A 25,323-nucleotide genomic window follows, 5' to 3' on the forward strand; every position below is an offset into this window, starting at 1 on the left:
CCAAAATCGTAAATCGAATCGCATGGAGCTGAAGTTCATTATCGAAGCCATTTTATTCTCCGCGCAAAAGCCGCTGACCCCCGCGGAACTCCGCGAGGTGTTGGTCAAAGCCGCCGAGGAAGCCGCCGATGCCACGGTCAAAGCCCTCAAGAAAACCAAGGAAGCCGACCTCATCGCCGCGCTCGAAGCGCTCGCGCAGGAACACGAAACCGCTGCGCGCAGTTACCGGCTCGTGTGCGTGGCGGGCGCGTGGCAATTCGTGACGCAACCGGAATTCGCGCCGTGGCTCAAGGCGCTCGTCGGCGTGAAGGCCCGCCCGCCGCGTCTTTCACCCGCCGCGCTGGAAACCCTCGCCATCGTTGCCTATCGCCAGCCGATGACCCGCGCCGATATCGAGCAGATTCGCGGCGTCAGCGTGGACGGCACCATGCAAACCCTGCTCGAACGCGGTTTGGTGGAACAAAGTGGTCGCGCGGAAGTCATCGGACGCCCGGCGTTGTACCGCACCACGTCCGGCTTTCTCGAATATCTCGGCCTCAAGGGTCTCGAAGATTTGCCCGCCGCCGATGAGCTACGACGGATTCCGATTGAAAAACCGGATGCTCCGTTAACGGCTGACCCCGGTTTGGCCACGGTTGCTCCTGAAGAATTGAAATTGGAGGAAACGCCCGCCGACCCCGCGCCAACCGAAGAAGCGCCCCAATAATTTTTGTAGCTGCCGATGTGAATTGCCTCAAACCAGTTGTTGCACTTCGATGAGCGCCGGATCCCATCAGCGCCCACGAAACCAAGATGAAACCGCTCGCTGATTGTAAACTCTACGCCTTCGTGGATACGGCCTATCTGCATGGTCGCGCCCCGGAAGTCGTGGCACAGCAGCTTTGCGATGGCGGCGCGGACTTGATTCAACTGCGCGCCAAGACTTCCCCGCCCGATGAAATCCGACGTATGGCCGAAAAAATTTTGCCCCTCACGCGCCGCGCCAAAGTCGGCCTCGTCATCAACGACCATCTCGACATCGCCCGCGAAGTTGGCGCGGAAATCTGTCATCTCGGGCAGGAGGATTTTTTTGACGCCGGTTTAACTCACGTTTCGCAGCTCGATACCCGCCGCGCTCAACTCCAGATCGGCTTAAGCTCTCACGCCCCGGCGCAGGCCAAGCGCGCCATCGCTGCCGGAGCGGATTATATCGCCATCGGACCGATCTATGCCACGGGCACCAAACCAACGGCCCAGCCCGTGACGCTTGAATACGTTCGCTGGGCCAAGGCCAACGTGACGCTCCCCTGGTTCGCCATCGGTGGGGTCAACCTGCGAACGCTTGACGCCGTGCTCGCTGCGGGCGCAACGCGCATCTGCGTGGTCTCCGCGATTCTCAACGCCTCCGATATAACCAAAGCCTGCGCGGAATTTCGGAAGCGGCTGGGTTGATGACGGCGCGCACGGACTGGCGCGCCCAACCTTGTTATCTCGCAGTCAACTTCCCCACTTTCCTCTTTGGCCCACAGCCGTCCGTCCTTAGACTCCGGCCCGCAATGTCGCAGATGTTGAAATCCTCCGGCGCCATGGCCGCCGCGACCATGACCAGTCGCGTGTTGGGCTTGGTGCGGGAGGTGGTTTATGCGTCCTTCATGGGAACCGGGCCGGTGGCCAGCGCCTTCAAACTGGCGTTCATGATTCCGAATCTCTTTCGCCGGTTGTTGGGCGAGGGCGCCTTGACGGCGGCGTTCATTCCCATCTTCAAACACAAGGAAGTGCAGGAGGGCGATACGGAAATGTGGCGCGCCGCCAACGCCGTGGTTTCCGGATTATTCGCCGCCGCCGGCGTGATCTCCGTGCTGGTGGTGTTGGGGCTTTCGGGCGCTTTGTGGGTCGGCAAATTTTCCACGGAAACCACGCTCATGCTGGAACTGCTGCGCTTGATGTTCCCGTACATGTTGCTGGTGTGTCTGGCGGCCGTGTTCATCGGCATGGCCAATGCGCGCGGTCATTTTTTTGTGCCCGCACTGGGATCGGTGATGTTGAACGCGGTGATGATTGCCAGCGTGTTGGTGACGTACCTCCCGCAGTTCAAGGACCTGCCGCTGGAGCAGCGTATTTTCGGACTGGCCATTGGCGTGTTGATCGCTGGTTTCGTTCAGATGATCTTTCAACTCCCGAGCCTGCATCACGAAGGCTATCGGTTTCGCTGGGTGACGCCGTGGCGCGATCCCACCGTGCGCGAGGTGGTGAAAAAAATGATCCCCGGTTCAATTGGCGTCGCCGCTTTTCAAATCAACGTGCTGGTGACCCAGGCGTACGTCTTCTTTGTTGATGGCACGAAAACGATCAACGCGACGTTTGACGTGGCCGTGCGGCTGATGGAATTTCCGCAGGGCGTCTTCGGCATTTCACTGGCCACCTTTTTATTGCCCACCCTGTCCGGCCTGGCTGCCGCCAAAAAATATCCCGAGTTTCGCGCCACGCTCAATCAAGGCTTGAACTACATCTCGTTCAGCAATCTGATTGCGGCGGCGGTCGCGTTTGCGGTCGCTGAACCCATCGTACGGCTGTTATTCGAGCACGGGAAATTCGGGCCGGACGCCACGCGCCGGGTGGCGCTGACGCTGCAATGCTTTGCGCCCGGGCTGGTCCTGTTCTCGATGAACAACATTTTGGCGCGCGCCTTCTTTGCGCTGAACGACATCAAAACGCCCATGAAAGTCAGTGTCTTTTGTCTGGTGTTGAATCTCAGTTTTGCGGTGGCGCTGGTGCATCCGTTTCGCGAGGCGGGATTGGCCGTCGCCAATACGTGCAGCGCGGTCATCAACACCGGGCTGTTGCTTTACGCCCTGCGCCGCAAATTGGCCCGCCTGGATTTGATCGGCCTCAACCGCAATGTCAGCATCTTGTTTGCTGCGGCCGTCATTTCTGGGCTGCTGGCTTATGGCGTGTTCCGCTGGTGGGACGCCGCGTTTGGGCATCAGGCGTTGGTCCCGCGTCTGGGAGGAGCGCTGCTGCCGATTGGCGTGGCGGGCGCGGCCTATTGGGCGTTGGCGTTATCAGCCAAAGTCCCCGCCGCGAGTGAGGTGACGCAATTGTTGCTGCGGAAGTTCAAGCGGTGACGGAGCGCGGACGGTCTCCGTCCGCAGCGCTTCGCAAAACCGATGCGCATCGAATCTTCCGGGGCCGCTATTCGTGGTCTCGCGCTGCGACCGGGGACCGGTCGCGCTCCGAACGATTCCGCTTCCTGACCAGGTAGGAGAACGTTCTTAACCGCTTGTGATAAACTGGCTGACATTCGTTGCGAAGTCTGGTATGAATGGCCCGTCGTCCAATCTTGCTCTCCGTTCTCCGCGTGGGGGTGGAAGCGTAGAAAATTAACAAACAAAAGGCGATGACATGAAAAGAATCATGAACTTGAAGTGTAGCAGTCTGTGCTCAGTGTTCTTCGCGATGATTGCGGCGATGGTGATGACCGGCTCCAGTGTATCCGCCACCCCGGCTGAAACGGCGCGCTGGGCACGGATGGTTCACGAAAGCCGTTCAGTTTCAATGCTTCTTGAACGGCAGGTTTTTGATCAGACGGGTGAAAAACATCAAAATGATGATAAGTACCAGATTCGTTCTCAAATCGGTGGGTTTTTCTTCCGGGAACTGACAAAATACGCGGACGCGGCGAACTATACCAATAGTCGCATGTATGTGGCTGGCTATGGCAACGATACGCGATGGATGGTGCAGGCGAACGATCTATTTGTTGAGGAGGCAGAAATGAATTTACGAACCAACATGTTATTGTCGTTTCCGATTGGTATGGGGCAGAGCGTGAGAGACGAGGTTTTGTGTTGGGGCATTTTGAACGCGGATCCAACAACCTTGGTTGCGACAGATGGCAACCGGTTTCAGGCAGCCGTCAAACGACCCATTTGGGAAATTCCTAGTGGGGGCGTGGAGGTTTCCGATACGAATAAGGACGTTGGGCGCGCGGGTTGGGAAATTCGCGGTGAAGTGTTGGAGTTCTCTGATGCGGGACTGCCCCTCCGACTGGAATATGTGACGCACGGACCAAAAGGGCCAGTTCGTACGAATTTGATCGAGTACCGTTTGGATTCCGAGGCCAAGTTGCCCTGTCTGCCTCGAGAGATTCGGACCTTTAAGCTCTCAGGCACTAAAAAAATTCCTCACATGGTTTATTTAATTGAGGACTTTCATTTTACGGCCGGAGTCATGCCCAAAGAGCAATTCCTCCCGACGGTATTTTCGGATGCGGCGCCGTTTCGGGCAAATTTGATTGTCAAACCCGAAGGCTTTTTCCAACAGATGGACGGTAAACTGGTAAAGGTTCCAGATGCTTCCACGGTTAAGCCCATCGGAGTCAAGATCCGTTATCTGTACATTCTCTTGGTAGTGGTTGCGGGCGGCACATTGGTGCTGGCATTGCGCCGCCGAGCACCAGAAGCAAATAAAGGTAAGATATTATGAATGTCGTACGCCTGACTGCTTGGTTACTCAGGGTCTGTGGCGGTATTTTAGCTATCACTGGCCTACTAAAATTGATCAGCTTGTTTGGACATGCCGGGATACTGGAGCAGGAGGACCCGGTCTTGGGTATTAACCTTCGATTGGTTCTACTCTTTGTAGGCATATTGGAAGTGTGCATTGCGGCCAGCTTGTGGCGGTTGCGGAACCGTGCAGTCGCTCTTTCTCTGGTGATGTGGACGGGATTTTGCTTCCTACTCTACCATCTTTTCCGGACCACGTTTGGTGACGGCCAAGCGTGCCCCTGCCTAGGGACAGTCTTTGGCTGGCTGGGATTAAACCCGCGTCTGCTGGACACCTCGCTGGTGGTGGTAAGTGTATTCATGTTACTCGGCGGGGGGATGTTGTTATGGAGATCGTGGAATCTAACAACTACTCCGACTGGAACGATCTGACTATTCGGAGGCGGCGTTGGTTGCGCTTTCAGGGGTGGGCATGTCGCTTCGCCCCGGAATTGGTGCTCACGGTGATCTACCTGACGTACGTGCTCGCGCAGAACGTCAGTCAAGCCAGCCGGTTCGCGGTACAGGATGCGGCTTACACCCACTTGGTGAAGTTGGTGGAGGTAGCGGTAGGTCTGGTCAGTCTGCAACTGTTGGCCGGTGCGCTGCGGCGATTGTTGTCGATGGGGCGACGGGTGGCGTCCGCGCTGATTGTTTTGGCGCTCTTCGGCTACGTGACGTTGTGCTTTTACAACTGGAAAACCAATTCCGCGCTGACCTTCGCATTGCTGGCGGATCATTTCCACGAGCTGCGGCACGCGGAAGCCTGGGTCGTGGTGAGCGATCAGTTGGAACCGGGAAGTTACCTGACCTTGGCCGTCACCTATGCCGGCCTCTGGCTGATCGAGTGGAAAACCGCGATGTTCCGCCGGGCGCTGGAATTGGGCCGGAGGTCATGGCTTACGGCTTGCGGATGTGGCGTGGGTTGGTTGCTGCTCGTGATCTGGGGACCGGTGACGCTGGAGCCCGCAACGCTGCTGGCGCGGAGCGCTTGGGGCGAGTCCTTCCGTCTGCGGCAGTTTGGCCTGACCGTTTCCACTAAAGACTTGGCCGAGTTTCCTTATGTCCGCGAACCGGGAATCCCTCCCACCGCCGTGACGGGTCCGGCGGATCGGCCGCACGTCTTCGTGATCATGATTGAGTCGTTCAACGCGCGTTTTGTGGATGAGCACGCGGCGGATGGGACTCCTTTGATGCCCCACTTTCAAGCGGCCATCCGAAACGGCGCCTGGGTTGAACCTTTCTACGGTAATGCCACCTACACGCTCAAGGGACAGGAAGCGGTTCTGACCTCGCTGCCCCCAACCCTGTCCGGCAATCTGGCAAATGACTACGGGGAGGTCCGGATTCGCGCACTGCCGACGCTCTTCCGGGAAGCGGGCTATGAGACTCGTTTCTTCCAAGCGTACAAGGATATTGATTTTGCCGGGACGGGTGACTTTATGCGCCGCTGTGGCTTCGAATTCATCCAGGCGATGGATCAAGAATTCACCAAAACGATGGACCCGGCGCTATTCTGGAATTGGGGAATCCGCGACGACGCCTTCTACGATCGGTTCTTCGCGTGGTTGCGGGAACGCGACCCAAATCCAGCGTCAGGCCGCCAGAATGAATCCCCCAAGCCCTTGTTTGCTTTGCTGGCCACCATTTCGAGTCACAGTCCGTACGATCAATTGCCGCGTTCTTTTTGCGAGGCCTTCCCTCAGCCAACTTCCAAGGCGGAATGGTATGCCAACGCCCTGCGCTTGGTGGACCGTGGGATCGGACGCTTCTTGGAGAATTTGGAACAGTCGGCCTACGGCACGAACGCCATCGTGGTGATCACTGGCGACCACGGCATTCCCATGGCGGAGCATGGAGTCAGCAGCCTTCAATCGGGATTTTTTGAGGAGTCCTTTCGAGTTCCGTGTTTGATTTTGTGGCCCGGGAAATTGGCGCCGCAACGCATCGAAGGCGGGCCGTTCTCACAATTGGACCTGGCCCCAACGCTGCTGGACCTCTGTGGCATCCAGGCCCGGAACCACTGCACGGGACGATCCGTGTTTGAACCGGTAACCAAGCCGCGCGCGGCGGTCATGCTCCAATCGTACGATGGACTGTACTTGGTGGCGCGGGTGGCATCGTGGAAATACGTATTTCATAATGCGACGGGTCGCGAGTTCATCTTCGACCTTGCCCGCGATCCCCAGGAGCGTCTGAATCGCTTTGGGGAAAGTCCATCCGATCTTCGCCACCGTTTGCGTGAAGCGGTGGGAGAGTTGTGGCTTTACAATCAATTGCTCGCCGAGAATCGCATCTGGCCGGAAGCTGACTTCCGTCCCCGTGACGACGGCCACGCCGTCATCACGCTGGACAAAACCCAAGGAATCCCACAATGAATCTCCTCGACCCCGCTGCGCATCGGTACTCCCGCACGGGAGGCTTCACATTGCTCGAACTGCTGGTGGTCATCGCGATCATCGCCATCCTCGCAGCGTTGTTGTTGCCCTCGCTCGCCAGCGCCAAGGAGAAGGCCCGGCGCACCGGTTGCCTGAACAACCTTCGCCAGCTTGGTTTGGGAGCGCTGGATTATGCGGAACAGTCCGCGCACAACGATCTTTCCGCCACCATCAGTGATGCGGATGATAACCTCAACTACCTCTACCCCGCGCACGTGAACACGTTGGGAGTGTTCGTTTGTCCCTCCACGTCAAACCGGGTGCGGCCAGAGGATATTTTTTACAACCTGCCCGACCTGCAACCGCAACTAACGGATTTGAGTCGCATCGCGATGGACAAGCGCGGTCCCGGCACCAGTTACGAAGTGTTCGGTTTTATGAATGTGTACGGGAGCAACACCACGCCGGTTCTTGTCGCGGGGAAAATGGTTCAGACGCCGGGCATCAGGAAATCGCTGAGTTCGATACAAAACTATGTTCACCGCAATACCGCGTTTGGTTTGCAGGGCACCGTGCCCGGCCCGGCGCGCATCTGGTTGATGGTGGATGCCGATGAGGGCTTCGTCGGCCACAACAATTACCCGGACCCGAGTGACCATCATGGGGATCGCGGCAGCAACGTCGTGTTTTGCGATGGTCATGTGGAATGGGTCACACGCGCCAACTATCTGCTCAGCTACGAGACCTCGCAGGACGAGAATCGCACAGCGCCTTGAGCTTCGGGTCCGCCGCCGCCCTGCGCCGCAAACTGGCCCGCTTGGATTTGATCGGCCTCAACCGCAATGTCAGCATCTTGTTTGCTGCGGAAGTTCAACCGGTGCCGGAGCGCGGACGGTCTCCGTCCGCAGCGCGTCGCAAGACCGATGGGCATCGAATCTTCCGGGGCCGCTATTCGTGGTCTCGCGCTGCGACCGGGGACCGGTCGCGCTCCGAACGACTCCGCTTCCTGACCAGGTTACAGAAACATTCTTAATCGCTTGTGATAAACTGGCTGACATTCGTTGCGAAGTCTGGTAGGAATGGCCCGTCGTCCAATCTTGTTCTCTGGTCTCCGTCCGCAGCACTTCGCAAGACCGATGGGCATCGAATCTTCCGAGGCCGCTATTCGTGGTTTCGCGCTGCGACCAGGGACCGGTCGCGCTCCGGAATTTTTCTGGCACTTCGTGGGAAGCTGACTACCGTAAGCACAGTTGCGGCATTCATTGAAACTCGATTCCTGATATGCGCTTGAAAAAAATCCTCTGCGGCGCCGGGGTGCTTTTCGCCCTCGCCAGTTTCCCGATCTGCGCTCAAAAAGTTCCGGTCATCGAAAAGACGCTGCCCAATGGTATGCGCCTTTTAATGGTCGAGCGGCATGACGATCCTTCCATCGCCGGCGGTTGGGTGGCGCACGTCGGCAGCGCCAACGAACGCCCCGGCATCACTGGCATCGCCCACCTGTTTGAGCACATGATGTTCAAAGGCACGCCAACCATCGGCACGCAGGACTTTCCCCAGGACGTGGAAATCATCGCCGCCCAGGAAAAACTGCGCGACCAGATGCGGACGGAGGAAACCAGGATGCGCGCGGAGTATCGCGCCGGAGAGATTGATGACGTGTTCAAACCGGAGCACCGCTCGCCGCGCTACCAGGAATTGGAAAAGCAATTCAACGAACTGATTGCCGCCCAACGGAAAATTCTGGTGAAGAACGAGTTTGACCGCATCTACAACCGCGCGGGTGGCGCCGGCATGAATGCTTTCACCTCCGACGACATGACGGCCTATTTCATCGGCGTGCCCGCCAACAAGCTCGAACTCTGGATGTGGATGGAATCCGAACGCATCCTGCGCCCAGTATTCCGCGAATTTTACGCTGAACGCGACGTGGTGTTTGAGGAGCGCCGCATGCGCACCGAAGCCACCCCGTTGGGAAAATTTGAGGAAACCTTCAACGCCATGTTCTGGGAATCGCATCCTTACGGCTGGCCGACGGTCGGTTGGCCTTCGGACATTCCGGCCATTTCCAAAGCGCAGGCGGATGACTTTTACGCCACGTATTACGCGCCGCAGAATATCACGCTGGTGTTGGTGGGGGATTTCCAAGCAGGACCGGCGGCGACTCTGGCGGAAAAATATTTCGCCCGGATTCCGCGCGGGGCCAAGGACGCGCCCGACGTGGTGACGCTGGAGGTAAAGCAACCCGCCGAGAAACGGATGAACGCCGAGGCGGAAGCCAATCCGCAGGTGGACATCCTTTGGCACACCGTTCCCTTCGGACACAAAGATTCGTATCCGCTTTCCATTCTGGCGCAGATTCTTTCGACGCGCACCGGTCGCTTATACAAGGGACTGGTGTTGACCAATGATCTCGCCACGCAAACCTGGGCGTGGCAAGGCTCGCAAAAATGGGCGGGCCTCTTCAACATCGGCGGGGAAGCCAAGGAGGGGCGCACGCCAGCGGAGGTCGAGGCGGCGATTTATGCGGAGCTGGATAAACTGGCGCGGGAGGAAGTTTCCGCCGAGGAACTGCAAAAGGTGAAAAATAATTTCGCCGCGGCCGAATATCGCAAGTTGTCCTCGAACATGGCGATCTTGATGCAGTTGTTGCAATACGATGGTTTGGGCAACTGGCACGAAATCAATGATGCTGCCGCCAAGTATCAAGCCGTCACCGCGGCGGATGTGCAAAGGATCGTCAAAACGTATTTCACCCCTGAAAACCGCGCCGTGGCCACTTACGTGCGCAAGGCGGAAACTCCCAAAAATCCCAAGTCATGAAAGCCGCTTTTTACTTCGGAACTGCCGCGCTGTTGATCTCATTGCTCGGCGGCTGCCGCACGACGTCGCCGCAATCCAGCGCGCCCGCCATCGCCACCGGCCCGGAAGTCAATTACATCAAACGGTATCCGGAGATTCCCGAGCGACCCGAGGAATTGAAATTCCCTCCGTTCAACTTTCAACCGCCCCACGCGGCGACCTACCGCGTTCCGCTGCGCAGCGGGCCGGTGGCGTACGTGGCGGAAGATCGCGAGTTGCCCTTGGTGACGATCACCCTGTCGGTACACACGGGGGATTGGGTTGAACCCGAAGGCAAGGAAGGACTGACCGATATGTGCGGCTATCTGCTGACGCGCGCCGGCACCACCACGCGCACCGCTCAGGAATTGGATGAGCGATTGGCTTTTTTGGCGGCCAACCTCGCCTCCAGCATCGGCAGCGCGCAAGGCAGCGTCTCCCTGAATCTTCTTTCCAAAGACCTGGATGAAGGCTTGGCGATTTTGCGTGAAGTGCTGACCCAACCGCGCTTTCAGGAGGATCGTCTCGCGCTTTACAAGCAACAATCGTTGCAGGCGATGAAGCAGCGCAACGACGAATCGGCAAATATCGAACGGTTGGAAACCGGCTATCTCGCTTACGGCGACAAGTTTTGGGATAATCGCAACGCCACGGCCGCTTCGCTGGAAGCCATTACGCGGGACGACCTGATGGCCTTTCATCACCGTTGGTTTTTCCCGTCAAATTTCGTGGTCACCGCGAGCGGCGATTTTGACCGCGCCACCATGATCACCAAACTCGAACAGCTCTTCGCCAACTGGCCCTGGACCGATTCGCCGCCACCGCCCATTCCGCAGGATGTTACCATGTCGCCGGCGGGCATTTATCTGGTGAACAAGGACGTGAATCAGGGCCGGGTGACGATGCTGTTGCCCGGCATCATGCGCGACAACCCGGATTATTTCTCCATCCTCATCATGAATGAGATTTTTGGCGGCGGCGGTTTTACGTCGCGCATTGTGAATCGCGTGCGCTCGGATGAAGGCCTGGCCTACGCCGTGGGTTCGGCCTTTCCGGGCGGCACGTATTTCCCTTCGTACTTTCGCGCGAGCTTCCAATCCAAATCCCGCACCGTGGCGTACGCCACCTCCATCATCCTCGAGGAAATGAAACGCATGGCCGCCGAACCGGTCAGCGCGGAAGAACTGGAGAACGCCAAGAGCGGTTTCATTGACCGGCTGCCGCGCAGCTTTGCATCCAAAGGCCAGATCGTCGGCATGTTGGCGAGCGAGGAATTTACCGGGCGCTACCAGACGGACCCCGGTTACTGGCAAAACGTCGCGGCCCGAGTGCGCGCCGTGACCCAAGCCGACGTGCAACGGGTGGCGCAAAAATATCTCACCCCGGACCGTCTCGTTATTCTCGTCGTCGGCGACAAGGAGGAAATTCTCAAAGGTCATCCGAACCACGACGTGAAGCTGGACGCGTTGGGGGCGATTCACGATCGTCCATTGCGCGATCCGCTGACGCTCGTGCCGATGCGCCAATGACGCGGCGCGGAAATTAAAACCAGGATCACCAGTCCCGAATGGAGCTGGGGTCTGTATTTTTCAAACGGGATCAATCCTCCGCTTCGTCGGACTTCTCGCTTTTGTTTGCGAGGTAGTATTCGACGAACATCAAGCCGCTCTCGCCCGCGCGTTGCACGATTTGCAACAATTCGTCAGCCGAGGAAACCTCCTCCAGTTGTTCCTTGATGAACCACTGCAGGAAATTTTGCGTGAAGGGATCACCCTCCTTCTGCGCCAGCGTCAAAATGTTTTTGATGGAATCCGTGACCTGCAACTCGCTGTCCAGGGCGAGTCGTGCGGCTTCCACTGCGGACTTGAACTTGCACTGCGGCGCGGTGATCGCCGGCAGATCCAGGCTGATGCCCGCGTCCAGAAGATACTTGATGAAGCGATGGGCGTGCTCGCGCTCCTCGGCGGCTTGGCGGGTAAAGTGAACGTGCAAGTGCGGCAAACCTTCCAGTTTGAACCAGGCGGCGATGGCTTCGTATTGGAGCGAAGCGAGAAATTCCATGCCGACTTGCGCGTTCAGCGCGGCAGCAACTTTCTTCGAGATGAGCGGCGTCATACCGACGGCGAATATGGCTGCTGCCGAACGGCTCCGGCAAGCCATTCTTTCGCCGCCGCCGCGGCGGTCGAAGCCCGATCCACCTTGGCGGCTTTCGGAGTCCGGGCCGCTGGCGGATTGCGGCGCCGATCGGCGAGTTGCTGATGGAATCGCATGAAATGCTGGAATTGCTTCGCGCTCATGGGCGGGAAAACTACGTCGGACAAAGGCTTCGCGCTCCCGGTCATTTGCGAAAGATTGTCGGGTGCTTGCACCCGCCGTCCGCCGCGCCACCGTTCGCTGGAGTGTTGATTGCCAGTGGTCTTTATCAACCACCGCAAACTTGCGCCCATGCGCAGCGCCCAATTCGAGACCAGCCCAACACGCTTCTTTCAACGGCGACCGGAAAGCTTTATCCAAGTGTTGACTGGAGGTAGAATGAACGGACTAAAAACTCCATTCGTATCTCTTACAAATAATCTGACTGTTACCTGCAAGCGATAATCCCCCGGCTCGACTATTTTGAACATCTTCATCAACTCCAAGTCCCACAGATGCTGGTCGCCGGCACCATAAGTAAATACCAGTTCGCGAGATTGCCCAAACATCGCCGATATATCGGTTGCGTAGGAGCCATCCAGAAGTTTCTTGTCGGGTTGAAGAGGTTTGCCCAGTTGTCGTCCGAAAAAGGTCTTTTTTATTTCTTTCCCATTCGCGTCAAATAATTGCGCATCGAATGCTTGTTTGGGGAGTGGCTTGTAAGCGACAAGATTGGTGCGGCCAAGGATGCCCACCCACATCAGATTTTTGACCTGACGCCCATCGGTGGTGACGCCATTGTGCAGTCCGCCTACGGTCACTTCCAAATATCCCTTGCGAGCTTTTTCCCAGTGAGCCTGAAGTAGCCTTTGGCTGGCTGCTTTGTCCGGGTCAGAAATGGAATGGGGAGATTCTGGTTCCGCCCGCGCAATCGTTGATGCGATTGTAAGAGACATCAACAAGACGAGAACAAAATGTGGATGCCGCTTGCTCTTCATAAAATGGGCGTCAATGGTTTGGTGCAAGATCAGATTCGAGGCAAGGCCAAATCACAGCAAATCATCGGAATCTACCCTGGGCTACCACCATTCGTCACTTCGCCACGCTTGTCTTTACGGGTACCGCATTGAACGTCTCGGAAACCAAAGTGCCTTTGGAAAAATCAAGAATCAGAATCAGATTGCGTCGTCACCCGTTTTTTCCGATGCTCCGGTCATGGCGCTCGGGCTCAAGAAGCAGACAGGCGCCGGGTCGGAGCGCGCGCTTAGCTCAGTGGTAGAGCATTACCTTCACACGGTAGGGGTCGTAGGTTCGAAACCTACAGCGCGCACCACTTTTCCAAAGGAAAATGCAGGTTTTCAAAAATCTTGCACAGATTTTGCACCCGCGTTTAATCCTGAAGCACCCGCCCCAAATCCACCCAGCGTAATTGGTATCGGACCGGATCCAACCCGGCGCGACGACACAGCTCATCCATGTCTTCCTGCATTTCTCGGCTTGGACCAGAAGTCGAGCGGCCGCTGATGAATACCAATCGCCCCGGTAACGGAATCAGGTTTGGCGATCCGGAATCGCCACCTTTCCAAGTGTTCACGGTCAGCGGCGATACGCCGGTGCTGACATTTCCGCCTTGCTCGGTTTGGAACAGCGGATAGGGCGCGGGACCGAAGCTGGGTGGCGCGTAGAATTCCTTCACGCTCTCCACCGATGCCACCGCCAGAGGCTCGATATCGTCAGGCAAATCGCGATCCAGCAGCAGGATGGAATAATCGCGCTTCGAGGGCGCCTGCGTCCGCACCACGGTCATTTTGATGGTGGCTTCGATCCGACGATTGTCCCGGGTGAAAAACCACGCGCGCTGACCGTTGTGATCGGGATTGAATCCATCGGCGCCAAAACCATGACCGCGGGTATAAACGTGCCGGCGCGTCAACACGGTCAACGGCACCTGTCCGGAATTGCCCTCGCCTTCCCAACACGGACTCAAGCCCGTGATGCCTTGCATGCCCCAGATTACGCTATTGGTATTCCATTCGACCACCGGGGGCGTCTTGGGCCAGCCCGGCGGATGGGTGCGCTGCGACCAGATGCGCAGGGTGCGTCCGTTGGTGTGGGCGATGAAGTTCGTCCAGATCAAATGGGCCAGCGTTCCGGTTTGATAACCCTGAAAAGTCCGATTGGTAAAAGTGTATTCCGTCCGGTAGCGGCGCAGGAACACTTCATTGGTCAACAACCGCGCGGGCAGGTTGGTGGGAATGGCGTTCGAATAGGCCCGCGTGATGGCCCATGATTCCCAAATGCCGCCGCCATTGGTGACCAGCCCCACGGAGTTCGTGATGGCACTGAGCAAAACTGGCGGCGTGGCCGCGCGTCCTTGAGCCGCACCTAAAACCACCAGGGCGAGAGCGATCAATTTTCCGTACATGTCTTGTAGCCTAGCTGGATTCGATGCTTCCACAATTCCGCAGGTTTGAAAATTCCCACCGGCGTAATGATGCCCGTGATCAATTCCGCCGGGGTCACGTCAAACGCCGGATTCCGCGCGGTACTGGTGGGATTGGCCACGCGAATATAAGTGCGTTGCGTCCGCTTTCCAGTCGTCGGTTTGACGGTCGGATTTGCGGGGACGCCCCAAGCGCCAAGTACTTCCGCCGCCGCCCGGTTTTCAATGGGAATTTCGCTGCCGCGCCGTAATTGCCAATCCAGCGTCGAGAGCGGAATCGCCACGTAGAATGGGATTCGGTGGCGCTGGGCCAGCACCGCCAGAGTGTAAGTGCCGATTTTATTCGCCACTTCACCCGTGCGTCCGAGGGTGCGATCGCTGCCCACAATGACCAGATCAACTTCGCCGCGCTGCATCAAAGGTCCAGCCGCGCCGCCCACGATGATTTCATGCGAAATACGTTGCTGCGCCAATTCCCACGCGGTCAATGTCGCGCCCTGCGAGCGCGGACGGGTTTCGTTACAAAGCACGTGGAAATGACGTCCCGCCGCTTGAGCAGCGTACAAAGGCGCGGTTGCTGAACCCACATCCACGAACGCCAGCCAGCCGGCGTTGCAATGAGTCAATATTCGCATGCCGTCGCGGATGAGATTGGCGCCCTGGCGTCCGATGGCTTCGCAGTGGTGAACGTCCGTATTGGCAAACTCCTCGGCGGCCGCGTGCGCCAGCGCCTGTTGTTCCGCCACGGATTTTCCACGCCGCATGGTTGCGCGCACCGCGTCCATGGCGTTCACCGGGTCCACGGCCGTCGGCCGCGCGTTCTTCAAAGTGCGATAAACCAATTGAACGTGTTGGAAAAACCGCTTCCGATCCGCCCCGCGAAACGCCGTCGCGCCTTGGGCGAGTCCGTAGGCGGCGGTGGCGGCGATGGCGCCCGCGCCGCGCACCACCATGTCGCGAATGGCGGCGGCGGTTTCACGAAAAGTTTTTGTGGCGACGATTTTGAACTCGTGCGGCAAGTCCCGTTGTTCGATGAGCCGGACTTGATTCAGTGAAGCGTCAAAAGTGACGGTGCGAAAAGGGCGCGCTTTGCCATTGACGGTCACCTGCATGTGGTCAGCCTACGGCGCGGTCGGGACGAGCGCCAGTTTTCGATTATTTTTCCACGACCTTGATGCGCTGAATCTCGACCTGAATTTTTTGGTAGCGCGAGTGCGCCCGTAAATTTTCCAGATCCGGGTCCTTGGCGAGCCATTTGAAATCCCGATAGCCCAGTTGCAGCGCTTTCTCCAGTGCGTCCGCGGCTGCCTCGCATTGATCCAGCAAAGAGTAGCTGCAGCAAAGATTGTAGAAGACCAGCGGATTGTCCGGTTCAAGCTCCGCGAGGCGCTGGTCCACGCCCAGCCCTTCGCTGAAGCGTCCGCGTTTGGTGTAGTTGTCGCCTAGCAGTTGCAGGGCTTCGATGTAGCGCGGATCGCGGCGCACGACGCCTTCCATGAATTGGATTTGGATGTCCAAGGCCCGCGTTTGTTCGCGAGTTTTACGACTCTTTCTGCTCTTGCCCGGCATACGACGCTTCAAGGTTTTCCGAATCCGGCGGTCAAGTCAAGCGGCGCCTCGGCTCGGGGTGTGATTGGAAGTGACGGTCAATTGAGGCCGAGTTTTGGCGTGGACCAGTAGCGCGACCAGAGTTGGTTGGCGCGGGCCACGCGTAGGCCTAGCATGGCTTCGGCGTTGGTTTCCTTCCACCAACTGCCCGCCAGTTTGAGCCGTTGTTGAATCACATGCCGATGGCCGCTTTCAATCTCGCCGGAGCCGATCTCCAGTCCCGCCGTCCGTGCGCCCGCATAGTCCAGATGCGCCCGCCGTTCGCTCAAGTAGCGGTACGCCGCCCGCACGGGCGCGGTCGGCACGCCTTCGGGTTCGAGGTGCGCAGTCAACGCCCGCAGCACGGCCGACACCTTGTTTTCCAGCAACCGGCTTTGTTGGCGGCGGCGCCAGCGTTCGGGATTTTTGGGGTGAATCACCGTCGCGGCCGCCGCGAGGTATTCGCTCACGTGGTAGAAGTCCAACAAGTAATCACCTTGCGCGCCGAACTGTTCCTGGAACTGGGTGAGAATCCAGGCCGCCCCGTCGCCCACCCCATGGACGTGCGTGCGTGCGCCCAGCCCGGCGGCTTGGGCCGTGGCCCGCCACATCGCGCCAGCCAGCGTCACGCTGCCCAAGGTGGCGCCGTAGCAGGGCGTGGCCGAGTCTTTGGGCCGAGCCAGACACAAACGCGCTTCGCGCCAGATGAGTTGTTTGCCGCAGCGACGATCTTCGCTGTGGGTGGGCGGCACCATGATGGGAATCAGACTGCCGTCCAGTTGCGTGACCAGCGTGCGGACCGCGCGTTTGGGCGGCGTGACGGCCAAGGCGCTGATCCGCGCCCCGTGCGCCAAGGTGTGCTGGCGCACCGCTGTGGCCGTCACGTCCAGCCCGTAGTGTTCCCGCACGCGTTGAGCGGCGCGGGCAAAACTTTCCTCGGCCCCGAAATCCACCAGCGCCCGTTGCAACCGCCGCGAACGGCCGCGCGGATTCACCCTGGCCCGTTGGCAGAAGGGGCGCAACAACCGGCCGCGCCGGCCCAGCCGCCATTGCGTCTCCTGGACTTCCACCCACCCAAAGGTGGTCTGCCACGTCAGTCTTTTTTTTTACCGTAGTGAATGGCATCCGGATGGCGCTGGGGCACCTGGGCTTGGGTGTGGGCCTCGGCTTCGCGGGCCCACTGGCCCAAAAGCTCCTGAGCCAATTGGCGCACCTGCGCGCTCACGCGCGCTTCGGCTTCATCGGCGGTGCAGTCGTCGGTGACGGATTGGTCGAGCGTATCGGCCAGTTCGTGCAGCCGTGCCAGCACGTCGGGCCGATGCGCCAACCGCTCTTCCAGGGATCGGCGGGAAGGGGAAACGTTTTTGGATTTCGGTCGTTCATCGTTCATGAACCACTTCAAATATACAAAATCGTTCCAAGGCGCCAGGGCTAAATCACTTACAAAAAATTAGCCTTTGACCGTCACTTCCAATCACACCCCTCGGCTCGGGTAAAATGCGGAACGGAGACTTGCCTCGGCCCCGCCGCAAGGTATGCTTGCGCTTACCTATATCGGGCAACGCCTGAAGTCGGTTCGGATTTTGGCCCATGAGCGCAGGTAAAAAGAAAATTAAAATCCTCGTCGTTGACGACCACCCCGTAGTCCGCAAGGGACTGATGTCCTGTCTGGCCAACAAGGAGCACCTGAAAATTGTCGGCGAAGCCAGCAACGGCCCGGACGCGATCCAGTTGACGAAAGAACAATCCCCGGACGTCGTTTTGATGGATGTTTCCATGCCGGGGATGGATGGTCAGGCGGTGACCGAAGCGCTGCGCAAGGAAACGCCCCAGGTCAAAGTGCTTATTCTTTCCATGCAATCCGCGCGCGAGCCGGTGCTGCGCCTGATCCGGGCGGGGGCGCGTGGTTACGTGTTGAAAGACGCGCCGCCGGAGGAATTAACCAGCGCCATTGAAGCCGTTTTTGCCGGCGAGGCGTACTTCAGCAAGCCGGTCGCCCAAATTGCGTTGAACCAATACATTTCGGATGCCGACGATACCAAGCCGGTGGCGAAATTAAGTGAACGTGAACGCGAAGTGTTGGCGCTCATCGCCGAAGGCAAGAGCAACAAGGAAATTGCCGTTGACCTCGGCATTGGCGTGCGCACCACGGAAACGCATCGCGAACGCATCATGCGCAAACTGGATATCCACAGCGTGGCCGGACTCACCAAGTTCGCCATCGCCAACGGCATTTCTTCGCTCGAAGAAAAAGATAAACACTGACCGTGCGCGCTGCCGGCCTCCGATCTCCCTCCGTCCGCGCCCGCCGCGCAAAGCGGGATTTATTGCTGACTCAGGCCGGCACGGTTGGCGCCCGGTGTTCCCCATAATTGCCCCATGAACCTCCACCCGCTCGATCTGATCATCATCGTCATTTACATGGCGGGCACTCTGGGAGTCGGTTGGTGGTTCAGCCGCCGGCAGCGCAATATCCGCGACTATTTTCTTTCCGGTAAAGACACGCCGTGGTGGGCGTTGATGGGTTCGATCGTTGCCACGGAAACCTCCACCGTTACTTTCATCAGCGTGCCGGCGTACGCGTTCGCGGTTAATGCCACCGGCACCGGCGGTGATTTTACCTTCCTGCAAATCGTCATCGGCTATCTCATCGGGCGATTGATCATCGTGGCGTTGTTCATCCCGCTTTATTTCAAGGGGGAACTGTTCACGGTCTATCAAGTGCTGGATCAACGCTTCGGCGGACGGGTGAAGCGCACGGCGGCTTCGTTGTTCCTGGTGACGCGTTCGATTGCAGATGGCATCCGGCTGTTCCTCACCGCCATTGTGCTGGTGGCGCTGACCGGTCTGGCGGATCCGGTTTCAATTCTCATCCTCGGCATCATCACGATCATTTACACCTATCTTGGCGGCATGGCGGCGGTGATTTGGACCGACGCCATCCAACTGGTCATTTATCTGGTCGGAGCGGTGGCGGCGGCGCTGGTGTTACTGGGTAAAATTCCCGGCGGTTGGAACGAAGTCGTCACCGTGGGCGGCGAATTGCACAAGTTCAACCTGTTTGATTTCACGTTCGACCTCAGCCGCAATTACACCTTCTGGTCGGGGGTCATCGGCGGTGCGTTTCTCACCACGGCGACGCACGGGACGGATCAACTCATGGTGCAACGCTACCTCAGCGCGCGCAATGCGCGGCAGGCAACCCTGGCGCTACTGACCAGCGGCCTCGTGATTCTTGGCCAATTTGTGCTCTTCCTGCTGATTGGCGTCATGCTCCACATCTTTTATCAAAAAGCTGGTTCGCTGCCGGCGGACGTGGCCGCCCGGGCGGATCGCGTCTTCCCGCACTTCATTGTTACCGAGCTGCCGATCGGGCTTATTGGTTTGGTGGTGGCCGCAATTTTTGCCGCCGCCATGAGCACGCTGTCCGGTTCGCTCAATTCGCTCTCCGCCTCAGCCGTCACGGACTTTTATCGGCCGTTGTTTGCGCCCCACAAGTCGGACCGGCATTACCTCAACGTCTCGCGGGTGCTGACGGCCGCCTGGGGCGTGGTGCAAATCATCGTGGCGATGGTGGCCATCGCCATGAAAGGGCGCGGGGTGGATGCCGTGCTGGCCGTGGCTTCGTTCACCAACGGTCCCATCCTGGGATTATTTCTCATGAGCGCGCTGACGCGGCGGATTGGATCGAAAGGCGCCCTCACCGGCGTGGTCGTTGGCATCCTCGCCATGCTGTTTGTCTGGCTGCGCCTCAACATCTCCTGGCAATGGTACGTGTTGATCGGCTCGCTCATCACCTTTGGCGCGGGTTACGTAACCAGTCGGCTGGTGGAACGCCAAAACCAAGATTAGTCGTCAACCACTGGTCGAGCCATTGTCCGCTGAAGCTCCATCCGCTCGCGCGACCTTCGACGCCCTGCTCGAAGGCGCTGCGCCCATCCTGACGCTCGCGCCCATGCAGGACGTCACGGACGCCCGATTTTGGGCGCTCATCCAGCAACGCGGCGGCGCGGACGTTTATTGGACCGAGTACTTTCGCGTTCACGCCGTTTCGCGATTGGAGAAATGGATCGTGGCCGATATTGAAGCGAACCCCACGGGACGCCCCGTCGTCGCACAAATGATCGGCAACGACATCCCGTCATTAATCCGCACCGCCCGGGAGCTGGAAAAATTACCAGTCGCAGCGATTGATCTGAACCTGGGTTGCCCCGCGCCAATCGTGTACCGAAAATGCGCCGGGGGCGGTCTGCTCCGCGATCCGCAACGCGTGGATTCCATTTTGGGCGCGTTAAGGGATGCGATCCGCATCAAGTTCACCGTGAAGACGCGCCTCGGTTTCAGCGCCATCGAAGAGTTTGAAACGCTGTTGCCCATCTTCGCCAAACACTCGCTCGATGTCCTGACCATTCACGTTCGTACCATCGCGCAAATGTACCGCCTGCCCGTGCATTACGATTTCATCCGCACTGCGGTGAGCGTCATGTCTTGTCCGGTGTTGGGCAATGGCCACATTTATTCAGCGCAACAAGCGCAGACGTTGTTGGCGGAGACTGGCGCGCACGGGCTGATGATCGGCCGCGGCGTCATCCGCAATCCGTGGTTGTTCCAGCAGATCCGGCAACAGTTGCGCGGCGCGCCCGTGACTTTACCGACCGGCCACGAGGTGTTAGCCTACGTCCGCGAATTATGGGAATCCCAGGCCAGCTTCGACGCCCCGGAGCGATTGCAGTGTGAACGCATGAAAAAATTCATGAACTACCTGGGCGAAGGCGTGGCGCCGGACTTTCTCCATCGCATCCGCCGCTCCCAGACCCGTGCGGAATTTTTTGATATCTGCCGCGAATACCTCGCTCACGATCAACCCATGAAATTGGAGCCGCATGTCGAATGAATGATGCCCCGCTTAAATTACGAACCGTGCTGTCGCGTGGAGTGCGGCGGCGTTGCCCGCAATGCGGCGAAGGCGCGATTTATCGCACGTTTTTGCACATGCACGACCATTGCCCCGTTTGCGGATTGAAATTCATGCAGGATCAGGGCGACATGTGGGTTTACATCATCATCGTGGATCGCGCGCTGTTTATTCTGCCGCTGATCGCCATGTTGTATTTCAAACTCTACAACCCCTACACCGTCTGGTTCGTGCTCTTCATCGTGTTCCTGGTCGGCGGACTGTTTTACACCGTGCCGCACCGCAACGCCATCTGCCTCGGGCTTGACCATTGGGCGCATCGCAAATGGGGCAACAAAAATTCTGCGCCCCCGTCAGACGATCCATCCGTGGCGCCATGACCGCGAATCCGCCGCCCCCGCCCGCGCCGCGCCTGCGTTTGCGCGTCACGGCGGCTGCGGAAAAGCCCATCCGCGCCGGGCATCCGTGGGTTTTTTCCGAGAGCCTTCGTGAGCAAAACCGACCGGGCGTGGCGGGGGAGCTGGCGGCGATCTATGATCGGAATGACAAGTTTTTCGCAATCGGTTTTTATGATCCGCAATCACCGATTCGCGTCCGGATTCTGCATGTGGGCAAACCGCTGGCGATTGATGAAACCTTCTGGCGGGGTCGTTTGGTTGCCGCGTTGGCGTGCCGCCGCGAATGGTTTGACGCGCAAACCACCGGATACCGCTTGATCAACGGCGAGAGCGATGGCTGGCCGGGGCTTGTTCTGGATCGTTACGAGCAAACCTGCGTATTGAAAATTTACACGGCGGCGTGGTTTGAACACCTGACTGGAATCGTTCACTTGATTCGTGAACATCTGCATCCCGAATTGATCGTCCTGCGTTTGAGTCGAAAGCTGGCCGCGTCCGATGCGCCTCGGACTGATGGCGAAATCTTGTTTCAAGGCGGGTCGGCGCCGCCACGCGACGCGCCCGTTATTTTTCAGGAACACGGACTGCGATTGGAGGCAGACGTCTGGCGGGGACAAAAGACCGGCTTCTTTCTTGACCAACGGGAAAACCGGCGGCAAGTCGAAGCGCTCGCGGCCCATCGCTCGGTGTTGAATACTTTCAGTTTCTCGGGCGGCTTTTCCCTCTACGCGGCCCGAGGTGGCGCCACGTCCGTCACGGACCTTGATCTCAGCATGCACGCTTTGGCCGCGGCCCGCCGCAATTTTGCGTTAAACCAAAATCACCCGACGATTGCCGCGTGCCGGCATGAACAAATCCAGGCTGATGCGTTCCAGTGGCTGGCGCGCAATCCGGATCGGAAATTCGATCTCGTAATCCTGGACCCGCCGTCGCTGGCCCGACGCGAAACGGAACGCGCCGGGGCCATTCGAGCCTACGAAAAACTGGCCGGCACGGGCATCGCCCACTTGCGAAGGAACGGAATTTTGGTTGCGTGTTCCTGTTCCGGGCATGTGAGCCAGGAAGAATTTTTCGGCGCGGTCCGGGCGGCCGCCCGCCGTTCTGAACGGCGTCTGCTCGAATGGCAAACGACGGGGCAGCCACCGGATCACCCGGCCACTTTCAAAGAGGCGGCGTATTTGAAAGCGATTTATTTGCGCGAGCGCGGCGGAAAATAAAGTCGTCGGTTGCGGTCCCGCTTTCGGCTTCCGTCAGGTCGCCAACTGACATTCGCCTTTCGCCGGGTTGCCGAAGCCGGCTCAACGGCGCGTTCGCCCGCCGCGTTGCAATCCGATCTCGGCAAACGGAATCGGCTCAAATCCGGGAAGTTTTTTGAACACACTCGCATCCCGGCGCAGTTGGAAATTCAGTTGTTGGGCGTCCACAAAGCCCGGGTCCTGATCGGTGACGAGGTTGTCGCGAAGCTCCCAATTTCCGGTCTGCACCGCGTCACAGTTGACGATGACGTTGTCGGTTGCGTAATTACGCCGCGGTGCCCCGTCGAACTCCAGCAGCCGCCGGGCTTCGGGGTAACGATCGGCAAAGGGTGGTTGAGTGATGTCCACGTCGCGGCGCAATTTGGTCTGCCACAATTCGCCCTCCAGCCATTCCCGCCAATGCGCGTCCGGCCAGGGACTGCTGCCCAACGCCAGCGGGCAATCAATGAACACGCAGTTGCGCACGATGTTGTCGTGGCCGCCGTGTGAAAACACCGCGCCAAAACTACCGCCGGCCGCGCGATAGAACACATTGCCGAACACCGTTTGTCCACCCGCTCCGTCGTCGAAGTAAACCGCGCAACTGCCGTGCGTCCGCTGGCTGCCGATGTGATGCCAGAAATTGTAACGCAACACCGACCCGCGCTCGGAGGGATTGCGCCCCATGTAAAACGCGCCGCAGTCGTCCGTCTCCATGCCGGTGTGATGGATTTCATTAAACTCAATCAAGTGATCATTACCCGCCAAGCCAATGGCCTGATGCGGTCCATCGTGCAACAAATTGTGAGCCAGTCGGACGCCGACGCCGCTCAAATGCACGTGATAAGCATGCGTGCGTTGCCGGCGTGAAACATTATAGATGTGATTGTTCACGGCTTCGTGGCCGCAGGACGTGAGCGTTTTGCGGTCGCCGCCGCCCATCTTCAATCCCGACGTGCCGGTTTCAAAAATATCGCAGCCCTCCACCCGGTGGCGCGCTCCGCCCGCGACGACAATTCCCGCCATGCCGGTATTGCGCACCCGACAATCAATGATGCGGCTGTCCGATCCGCCATTGATCTGAATCGCATCGCCAACGCAAGTTTCAACCGTCAGTCCCTGCAAACTGACATGGGTTACGTTGCTGAGTGAAATGACCGGTTGGCGCAACGTCGAGAGGATCATCCGCGCGCCTTTTAACACCGCCGGCGGCCAGAAGAACAAACGATTGGAGGCGCGATCAATGAAGTATTCGCCCGGTTGATCCAGTTCCTCCAACAGGTTCAACGCGAAAAACCGGCGCGGGCCGGGATTACCGCCGCCGAGACCATACCCGTGATTGCGCGCCAGAGTGATGCGTTGTTCCGCCGGATTGATTTTGCCAATGCGGATCGTTTCGCTGGCCCAATCAAAACACCAGTAGCCTTGCAACCAGACAGCCGGCGCCTGCAGCCAGCGCGTTGGGCGGTCGCCCTCGTAAGTGAACGCACCCAATTTATCCGACGCATGATTGCGCCACGGTGCCGGGCCGCTTTCGATCACTTGATGAAACTCGGCCCAGCCGACGTTGGGCCAACGCGCCAGCGTCATGCGCTGATCGTTGAAAAACAATTCCGGCACCAACGCCGCACCGCTGAATTGATCGGGAAACGCACCGAGGTTGGCGAAGCCCAACTCCGGCAACCCGGCAACCCGGACGTGGCGGCGCGCCCCGGCATCCAACCGCGCCAAATCCGCGGCGTTGGTTACAACCGCAAAATCCTTTGCGGCCAACCCGCGACCACCGATGAGCCGCACCTCGTCCTGACGAAACGCGCGATAGAGGATCGGGGAGTCCGTCGTGCCGCTGTCCTCGGCGGTCAAAGTGAAACTGGTGGCAAATGGATAGTCTCCGCGATGGATCAAAACCGTGACGCCGCCGGCGGGCAATCCCGCCGTGGCTCGCCGCGCGCGGATTGCGTCCCGGGCACATTCCCAAGTGGCGAACGGCGCCCGGCGCGTGCCGGGATTCGTGTCGCTGCCGTTGACTGCCACATGAAATTCCATTGGCTTGGCGGCGGCAACCACCGGCGCGCTCAGCGTCGTGGCCAGCGCGAGCAGACAGAGCGTGCGTTTCATCAGACACATGAAAGACCGAGGACCCGTGACAACGCAATCTTTGGATTCGAGGCTGCGGAGCCGTGGCCCGCCTGAAAGAATTGAAGCGCCGTTCCGGAAAACTGGGGCGGCGGGGTGGTTCCCGCGCGCCGATTTTTCCACAGCGCATGAACGTCGTGGTGTTGCCATCGTTGCTTTCAAAATAATTCAACCTTGAATTGTGGCGCATCTTCGGGCGAAATGAGGTTACGGCGCTATGGAATTAGCTGATATCTTGACCAAAGACCAAATCCTTACGGATTTGGAAGCGACCGACCGTTGGCAGGCCATTGATGAACTGATCAACACCCTGGTGACGGCGGGGAAAATTCAACCCGAACATCGCGCCGCCATTGCGGAAGTCGTCAAGAAACGCGAGCGGGCGATGAGCACGGGCATCGGGTTTGGCATCGGTATTCCGCACGCCTCCACCAATTTGATCCCCGAAGTCGTCGGCGCGTTGGGCCGCTCCAAGCAGGGCGTCAATTTCGATGCGCTGGACAATCAGCCGGTCACCCTCGTCATGCTGTTTCTGGTGCCGCAGGGCCAGTTCCAAAAACACCTGCACACGCTCGCCAACATCGCCAAGATTCTCCACAAAGCCGAATTTCGTCAGACCCTGGAACATGCTCCGGACGCGGCGGCCATGCTGCAGGCGATCAAACATCAGGAGAAAAAGTAACCGTTTGTTCCACGGATTTTCCGCGCGTTGGCAACGCTTGGAATCGAGTCAGTCA

General features: G+C 58.7%; 23 protein-coding genes and 1 tRNA gene. 15 read left to right on the forward strand and 9 right to left on the reverse strand.

Annotated elements, in window-relative coordinates; translation table 11 throughout:
• Positions 1–22: 22 nt before the first annotated feature.
• From scpB to M9920_07055, 8 genes are all read left to right on the forward strand, one after another.
• Complete coding sequence (gene scpB, locus M9920_07020; protein ID MCO5052038.1) at positions 23–706, forward strand: SMC-Scp complex subunit ScpB; 684 nt, start codon at positions 23–25, stop codon at positions 704–706.
• 86 nt (positions 707–792) lie between these two features.
• Entirely contained in the window at positions 793–1,431 is a 639-nt protein-coding gene (gene thiE, locus M9920_07025) for a thiamine phosphate synthase (GenBank protein ID MCO5052039.1), read from the forward strand.
• Between the two features lie 104 nt (positions 1,432–1,535).
• Positions 1,536–3,104 (forward strand): murein biosynthesis integral membrane protein MurJ, encoded by a 1,569-nt coding sequence (gene murJ, locus M9920_07030; protein ID MCO5052040.1) that lies wholly within the window; start codon positions 1,536–1,538, stop codon positions 3,102–3,104.
• A gap of 289 nt (positions 3,105–3,393) precedes the next feature.
• Positions 3,394–4,464, forward strand: coding sequence for a hypothetical protein (locus tag M9920_07035; protein ID MCO5052041.1), 1,071 nt, complete (start codon positions 3,394–3,396; stop codon positions 4,462–4,464).
• A gap of 415 nt (positions 4,465–4,879) precedes the next feature.
• Positions 4,880–6,901 (forward strand): LTA synthase family protein, encoded by a 2,022-nt coding sequence (locus tag M9920_07040; GenBank protein ID MCO5052042.1) that lies wholly within the window; start codon positions 4,880–4,882, stop codon positions 6,899–6,901.
• On the forward strand, positions 6,898–7,677 hold the full coding sequence (locus tag M9920_07045) for a DUF1559 domain-containing protein (GenBank protein ID MCO5052043.1): 780 nt from the start codon (positions 6,898–6,900) through the stop codon (positions 7,675–7,677). Before M9920_07040 ends, M9920_07045 begins: the two co-directional genes overlap by 4 nt.
• A gap of 505 nt (positions 7,678–8,182) precedes the next feature.
• Entirely contained in the window at positions 8,183–9,721 is a 1,539-nt protein-coding gene (locus M9920_07050; GenBank protein ID MCO5052044.1) for an insulinase family protein, read from the forward strand.
• The gene (locus M9920_07055; protein ID MCO5052045.1) at positions 9,718–11,268 is read left to right on the forward strand and encodes an insulinase family protein; all 1,551 of its coding nucleotides are present in this window, start codon (positions 9,718–9,720) and stop codon (positions 11,266–11,268) included. Before M9920_07050 ends, M9920_07055 begins: the two co-directional genes overlap by 4 nt.
• Positions 11,269–11,338: 70 nt before the next feature.
• On the opposite strand, the gene M9920_07060 is transcribed toward M9920_07055, so the two are convergent.
• The 3 genes from M9920_07060 to M9920_07070 form a co-directional block, all read right to left on the reverse strand.
• Positions 11,339–11,854: a ferritin gene (locus tag M9920_07060; GenBank protein MCO5052046.1), complete on the reverse strand. Its 516-nt coding sequence runs from the start codon at positions 11,852–11,854 to the stop codon at positions 11,339–11,341.
• The gene (locus M9920_07065; GenBank protein ID MCO5052047.1) at positions 11,851–12,036 is read right to left on the reverse strand and encodes a hypothetical protein; all 186 of its coding nucleotides are present in this window, start codon (positions 12,034–12,036) and stop codon (positions 11,851–11,853) included. Before M9920_07065 ends, M9920_07060 begins: the two co-directional genes overlap by 4 nt.
• A gap of 189 nt (positions 12,037–12,225) precedes the next feature.
• Complete coding sequence (locus M9920_07070; GenBank protein ID MCO5052048.1) at positions 12,226–12,870, reverse strand: hypothetical protein; 645 nt, start codon at positions 12,868–12,870, stop codon at positions 12,226–12,228.
• Positions 12,871–13,130: 260 nt separating this feature from the next.
• Between M9920_07070 and M9920_07075 the strand changes: the two genes are divergently transcribed.
• Positions 13,131–13,205 (forward strand) — tRNA-Val (locus M9920_07075).
• A gap of 57 nt (positions 13,206–13,262) precedes the next feature.
• On the opposite strand, the gene M9920_07080 is transcribed toward M9920_07075, so the two are convergent.
• From M9920_07080 to M9920_07100, 5 genes are all read right to left on the reverse strand, one after another.
• The gene (locus M9920_07080; protein ID MCO5052049.1) at positions 13,263–14,297 is read right to left on the reverse strand and encodes a hypothetical protein; all 1,035 of its coding nucleotides are present in this window, start codon (positions 14,295–14,297) and stop codon (positions 13,263–13,265) included.
• On the reverse strand, positions 14,282–15,427 hold the full coding sequence (gene mtnA, locus M9920_07085; GenBank protein ID MCO5052050.1) for an S-methyl-5-thioribose-1-phosphate isomerase: 1,146 nt from the start codon (positions 15,425–15,427) through the stop codon (positions 14,282–14,284). Before mtnA ends, M9920_07080 begins: the two co-directional genes overlap by 16 nt.
• A gap of 43 nt (positions 15,428–15,470) precedes the next feature.
• Entirely contained in the window at positions 15,471–15,833 is a 363-nt protein-coding gene (locus M9920_07090; protein ID MCO5052051.1) for a hypothetical protein, read from the reverse strand.
• A gap of 128 nt (positions 15,834–15,961) precedes the next feature.
• Positions 15,962–16,972 (reverse strand): UPF0236 family protein, encoded by a 1,011-nt coding sequence (locus tag M9920_07095; protein MCO5052052.1) that lies wholly within the window; start codon positions 16,970–16,972, stop codon positions 15,962–15,964.
• Positions 16,973–16,995: 23 nt separating this feature from the next.
• The gene (locus M9920_07100; GenBank protein MCO5052053.1) at positions 16,996–17,292 is read right to left on the reverse strand and encodes a hypothetical protein; all 297 of its coding nucleotides are present in this window, start codon (positions 17,290–17,292) and stop codon (positions 16,996–16,998) included.
• A 200-nt stretch (positions 17,293–17,492) separates the two neighbouring features.
• Here M9920_07100 and M9920_07105 point away from each other — a divergent pair, with 200 nt between their 5' ends.
• The 5 genes from M9920_07105 (at position 17,493) to M9920_07125 (ending at position 22,432) form a co-directional block, all read left to right on the forward strand.
• Complete coding sequence (locus M9920_07105) at positions 17,493–18,167, forward strand: response regulator transcription factor (protein MCO5052054.1); 675 nt, start codon at positions 17,493–17,495, stop codon at positions 18,165–18,167.
• Positions 18,168–18,281: 114 nt separating this feature from the next.
• Positions 18,282–19,754: a sodium:solute symporter gene (locus M9920_07110; protein ID MCO5052055.1), complete on the forward strand. Its 1,473-nt coding sequence runs from the start codon at positions 18,282–18,284 to the stop codon at positions 19,752–19,754.
• A gap of 22 nt (positions 19,755–19,776) precedes the next feature.
• Positions 19,777–20,796, forward strand: coding sequence for a tRNA-dihydrouridine synthase family protein (locus tag M9920_07115; protein ID MCO5052056.1), 1,020 nt, complete (start codon positions 19,777–19,779; stop codon positions 20,794–20,796).
• Entirely contained in the window at positions 20,793–21,197 is a 405-nt protein-coding gene (locus tag M9920_07120; GenBank protein MCO5052057.1) for a DUF983 domain-containing protein, read from the forward strand. The genes M9920_07115 and M9920_07120 overlap by 4 nt, the downstream gene beginning before the upstream one ends.
• A complete protein-coding gene (locus M9920_07125; protein ID MCO5052058.1) occupies positions 21,194–22,432 on the forward strand; it encodes a class I SAM-dependent rRNA methyltransferase in 1,239 nt (412 codons plus the stop codon). Before M9920_07120 ends, M9920_07125 begins: the two co-directional genes overlap by 4 nt.
• Before the next feature lie 81 nt (positions 22,433–22,513).
• Here the strand turns inward: M9920_07125 and M9920_07130 are convergent, their stop codons facing one another.
• Complete coding sequence (locus M9920_07130) at positions 22,514–24,568, reverse strand: right-handed parallel beta-helix repeat-containing protein (protein ID MCO5052059.1); 2,055 nt, start codon at positions 24,566–24,568, stop codon at positions 22,514–22,516.
• A gap of 235 nt (positions 24,569–24,803) precedes the next feature.
• Here M9920_07130 and M9920_07135 point away from each other — a divergent pair, with 235 nt between their 5' ends.
• Positions 24,804–25,268 (forward strand): PTS sugar transporter subunit IIA, encoded by a 465-nt coding sequence (locus M9920_07135; protein MCO5052060.1) that lies wholly within the window; start codon positions 24,804–24,806, stop codon positions 25,266–25,268.
• The last annotated feature ends 55 nt before the right edge of the window (positions 25,269–25,323 follow it).

The organism is Verrucomicrobiia bacterium, assembly GCA_023953615.1.
Taxonomy (GTDB): Bacteria; Verrucomicrobiota; Verrucomicrobiia; order Limisphaerales; family JADLHS01; genus JADLHS01.

Coding starts and splice junctions, on each gene's coding strand:
- scpB (MCO5052038.1), top strand. CDS start 23: ATGGAGCTGAAGTTCATTATCGAAGCCATTTTATTCTCCGCGCAAAAG.
- thiE (MCO5052039.1), top strand. CDS start 793: ATGAAACCGCTCGCTGATTGTAAACTCTACGCCTTCGTGGATACGGCC.
- murJ (MCO5052040.1), top strand. CDS start 1,536: ATGTCGCAGATGTTGAAATCCTCCGGCGCCATGGCCGCCGCGACCATG.
- M9920_07035 (MCO5052041.1), top strand. CDS start 3,394: ATGAACTTGAAGTGTAGCAGTCTGTGCTCAGTGTTCTTCGCGATGATT.
- M9920_07045 (MCO5052043.1), top strand. CDS start 6,898: ATGAATCTCCTCGACCCCGCTGCGCATCGGTACTCCCGCACGGGAGGC.
- M9920_07050 (MCO5052044.1), top strand. CDS start 8,183: ATGCGCTTGAAAAAAATCCTCTGCGGCGCCGGGGTGCTTTTCGCCCTC.
- M9920_07055 (MCO5052045.1), top strand. CDS start 9,718: ATGAAAGCCGCTTTTTACTTCGGAACTGCCGCGCTGTTGATCTCATTG.
- M9920_07060 (MCO5052046.1), bottom strand. CDS start 11,854: ATGACGCCGCTCATCTCGAAGAAAGTTGCTGCCGCGCTGAACGCGCAA.
- M9920_07065 (MCO5052047.1), bottom strand. CDS start 12,036: ATGAGCGCGAAGCAATTCCAGCATTTCATGCGATTCCATCAGCAACTC.
- M9920_07070 (MCO5052048.1), bottom strand. CDS start 12,870: ATGAAGAGCAAGCGGCATCCACATTTTGTTCTCGTCTTGTTGATGTCT.
- M9920_07080 (MCO5052049.1), bottom strand. CDS start 14,297: ATGTACGGAAAATTGATCGCTCTCGCCCTGGTGGTTTTAGGTGCGGCT.
- mtnA (MCO5052050.1), bottom strand. CDS start 15,427: ATGCAGGTGACCGTCAATGGCAAAGCGCGCCCTTTTCGCACCGTCACT.
- M9920_07100 (MCO5052053.1), bottom strand. CDS start 17,292: ATGAACGATGAACGACCGAAATCCAAAAACGTTTCCCCTTCCCGCCGA.
- M9920_07105 (MCO5052054.1), top strand. CDS start 17,493: ATGAGCGCAGGTAAAAAGAAAATTAAAATCCTCGTCGTTGACGACCAC.
- M9920_07110 (MCO5052055.1), top strand. CDS start 18,282: ATGAACCTCCACCCGCTCGATCTGATCATCATCGTCATTTACATGGCG.
- M9920_07120 (MCO5052057.1), top strand. CDS start 20,793: ATGAATGATGCCCCGCTTAAATTACGAACCGTGCTGTCGCGTGGAGTG.
- M9920_07125 (MCO5052058.1), top strand. CDS start 21,194: ATGACCGCGAATCCGCCGCCCCCGCCCGCGCCGCGCCTGCGTTTGCGC.
- M9920_07130 (MCO5052059.1), bottom strand. CDS start 24,568: ATGAAACGCACGCTCTGTCTGCTCGCGCTGGCCACGACGCTGAGCGCG.
- M9920_07135 (MCO5052060.1), top strand. CDS start 24,804: ATGGAATTAGCTGATATCTTGACCAAAGACCAAATCCTTACGGATTTG.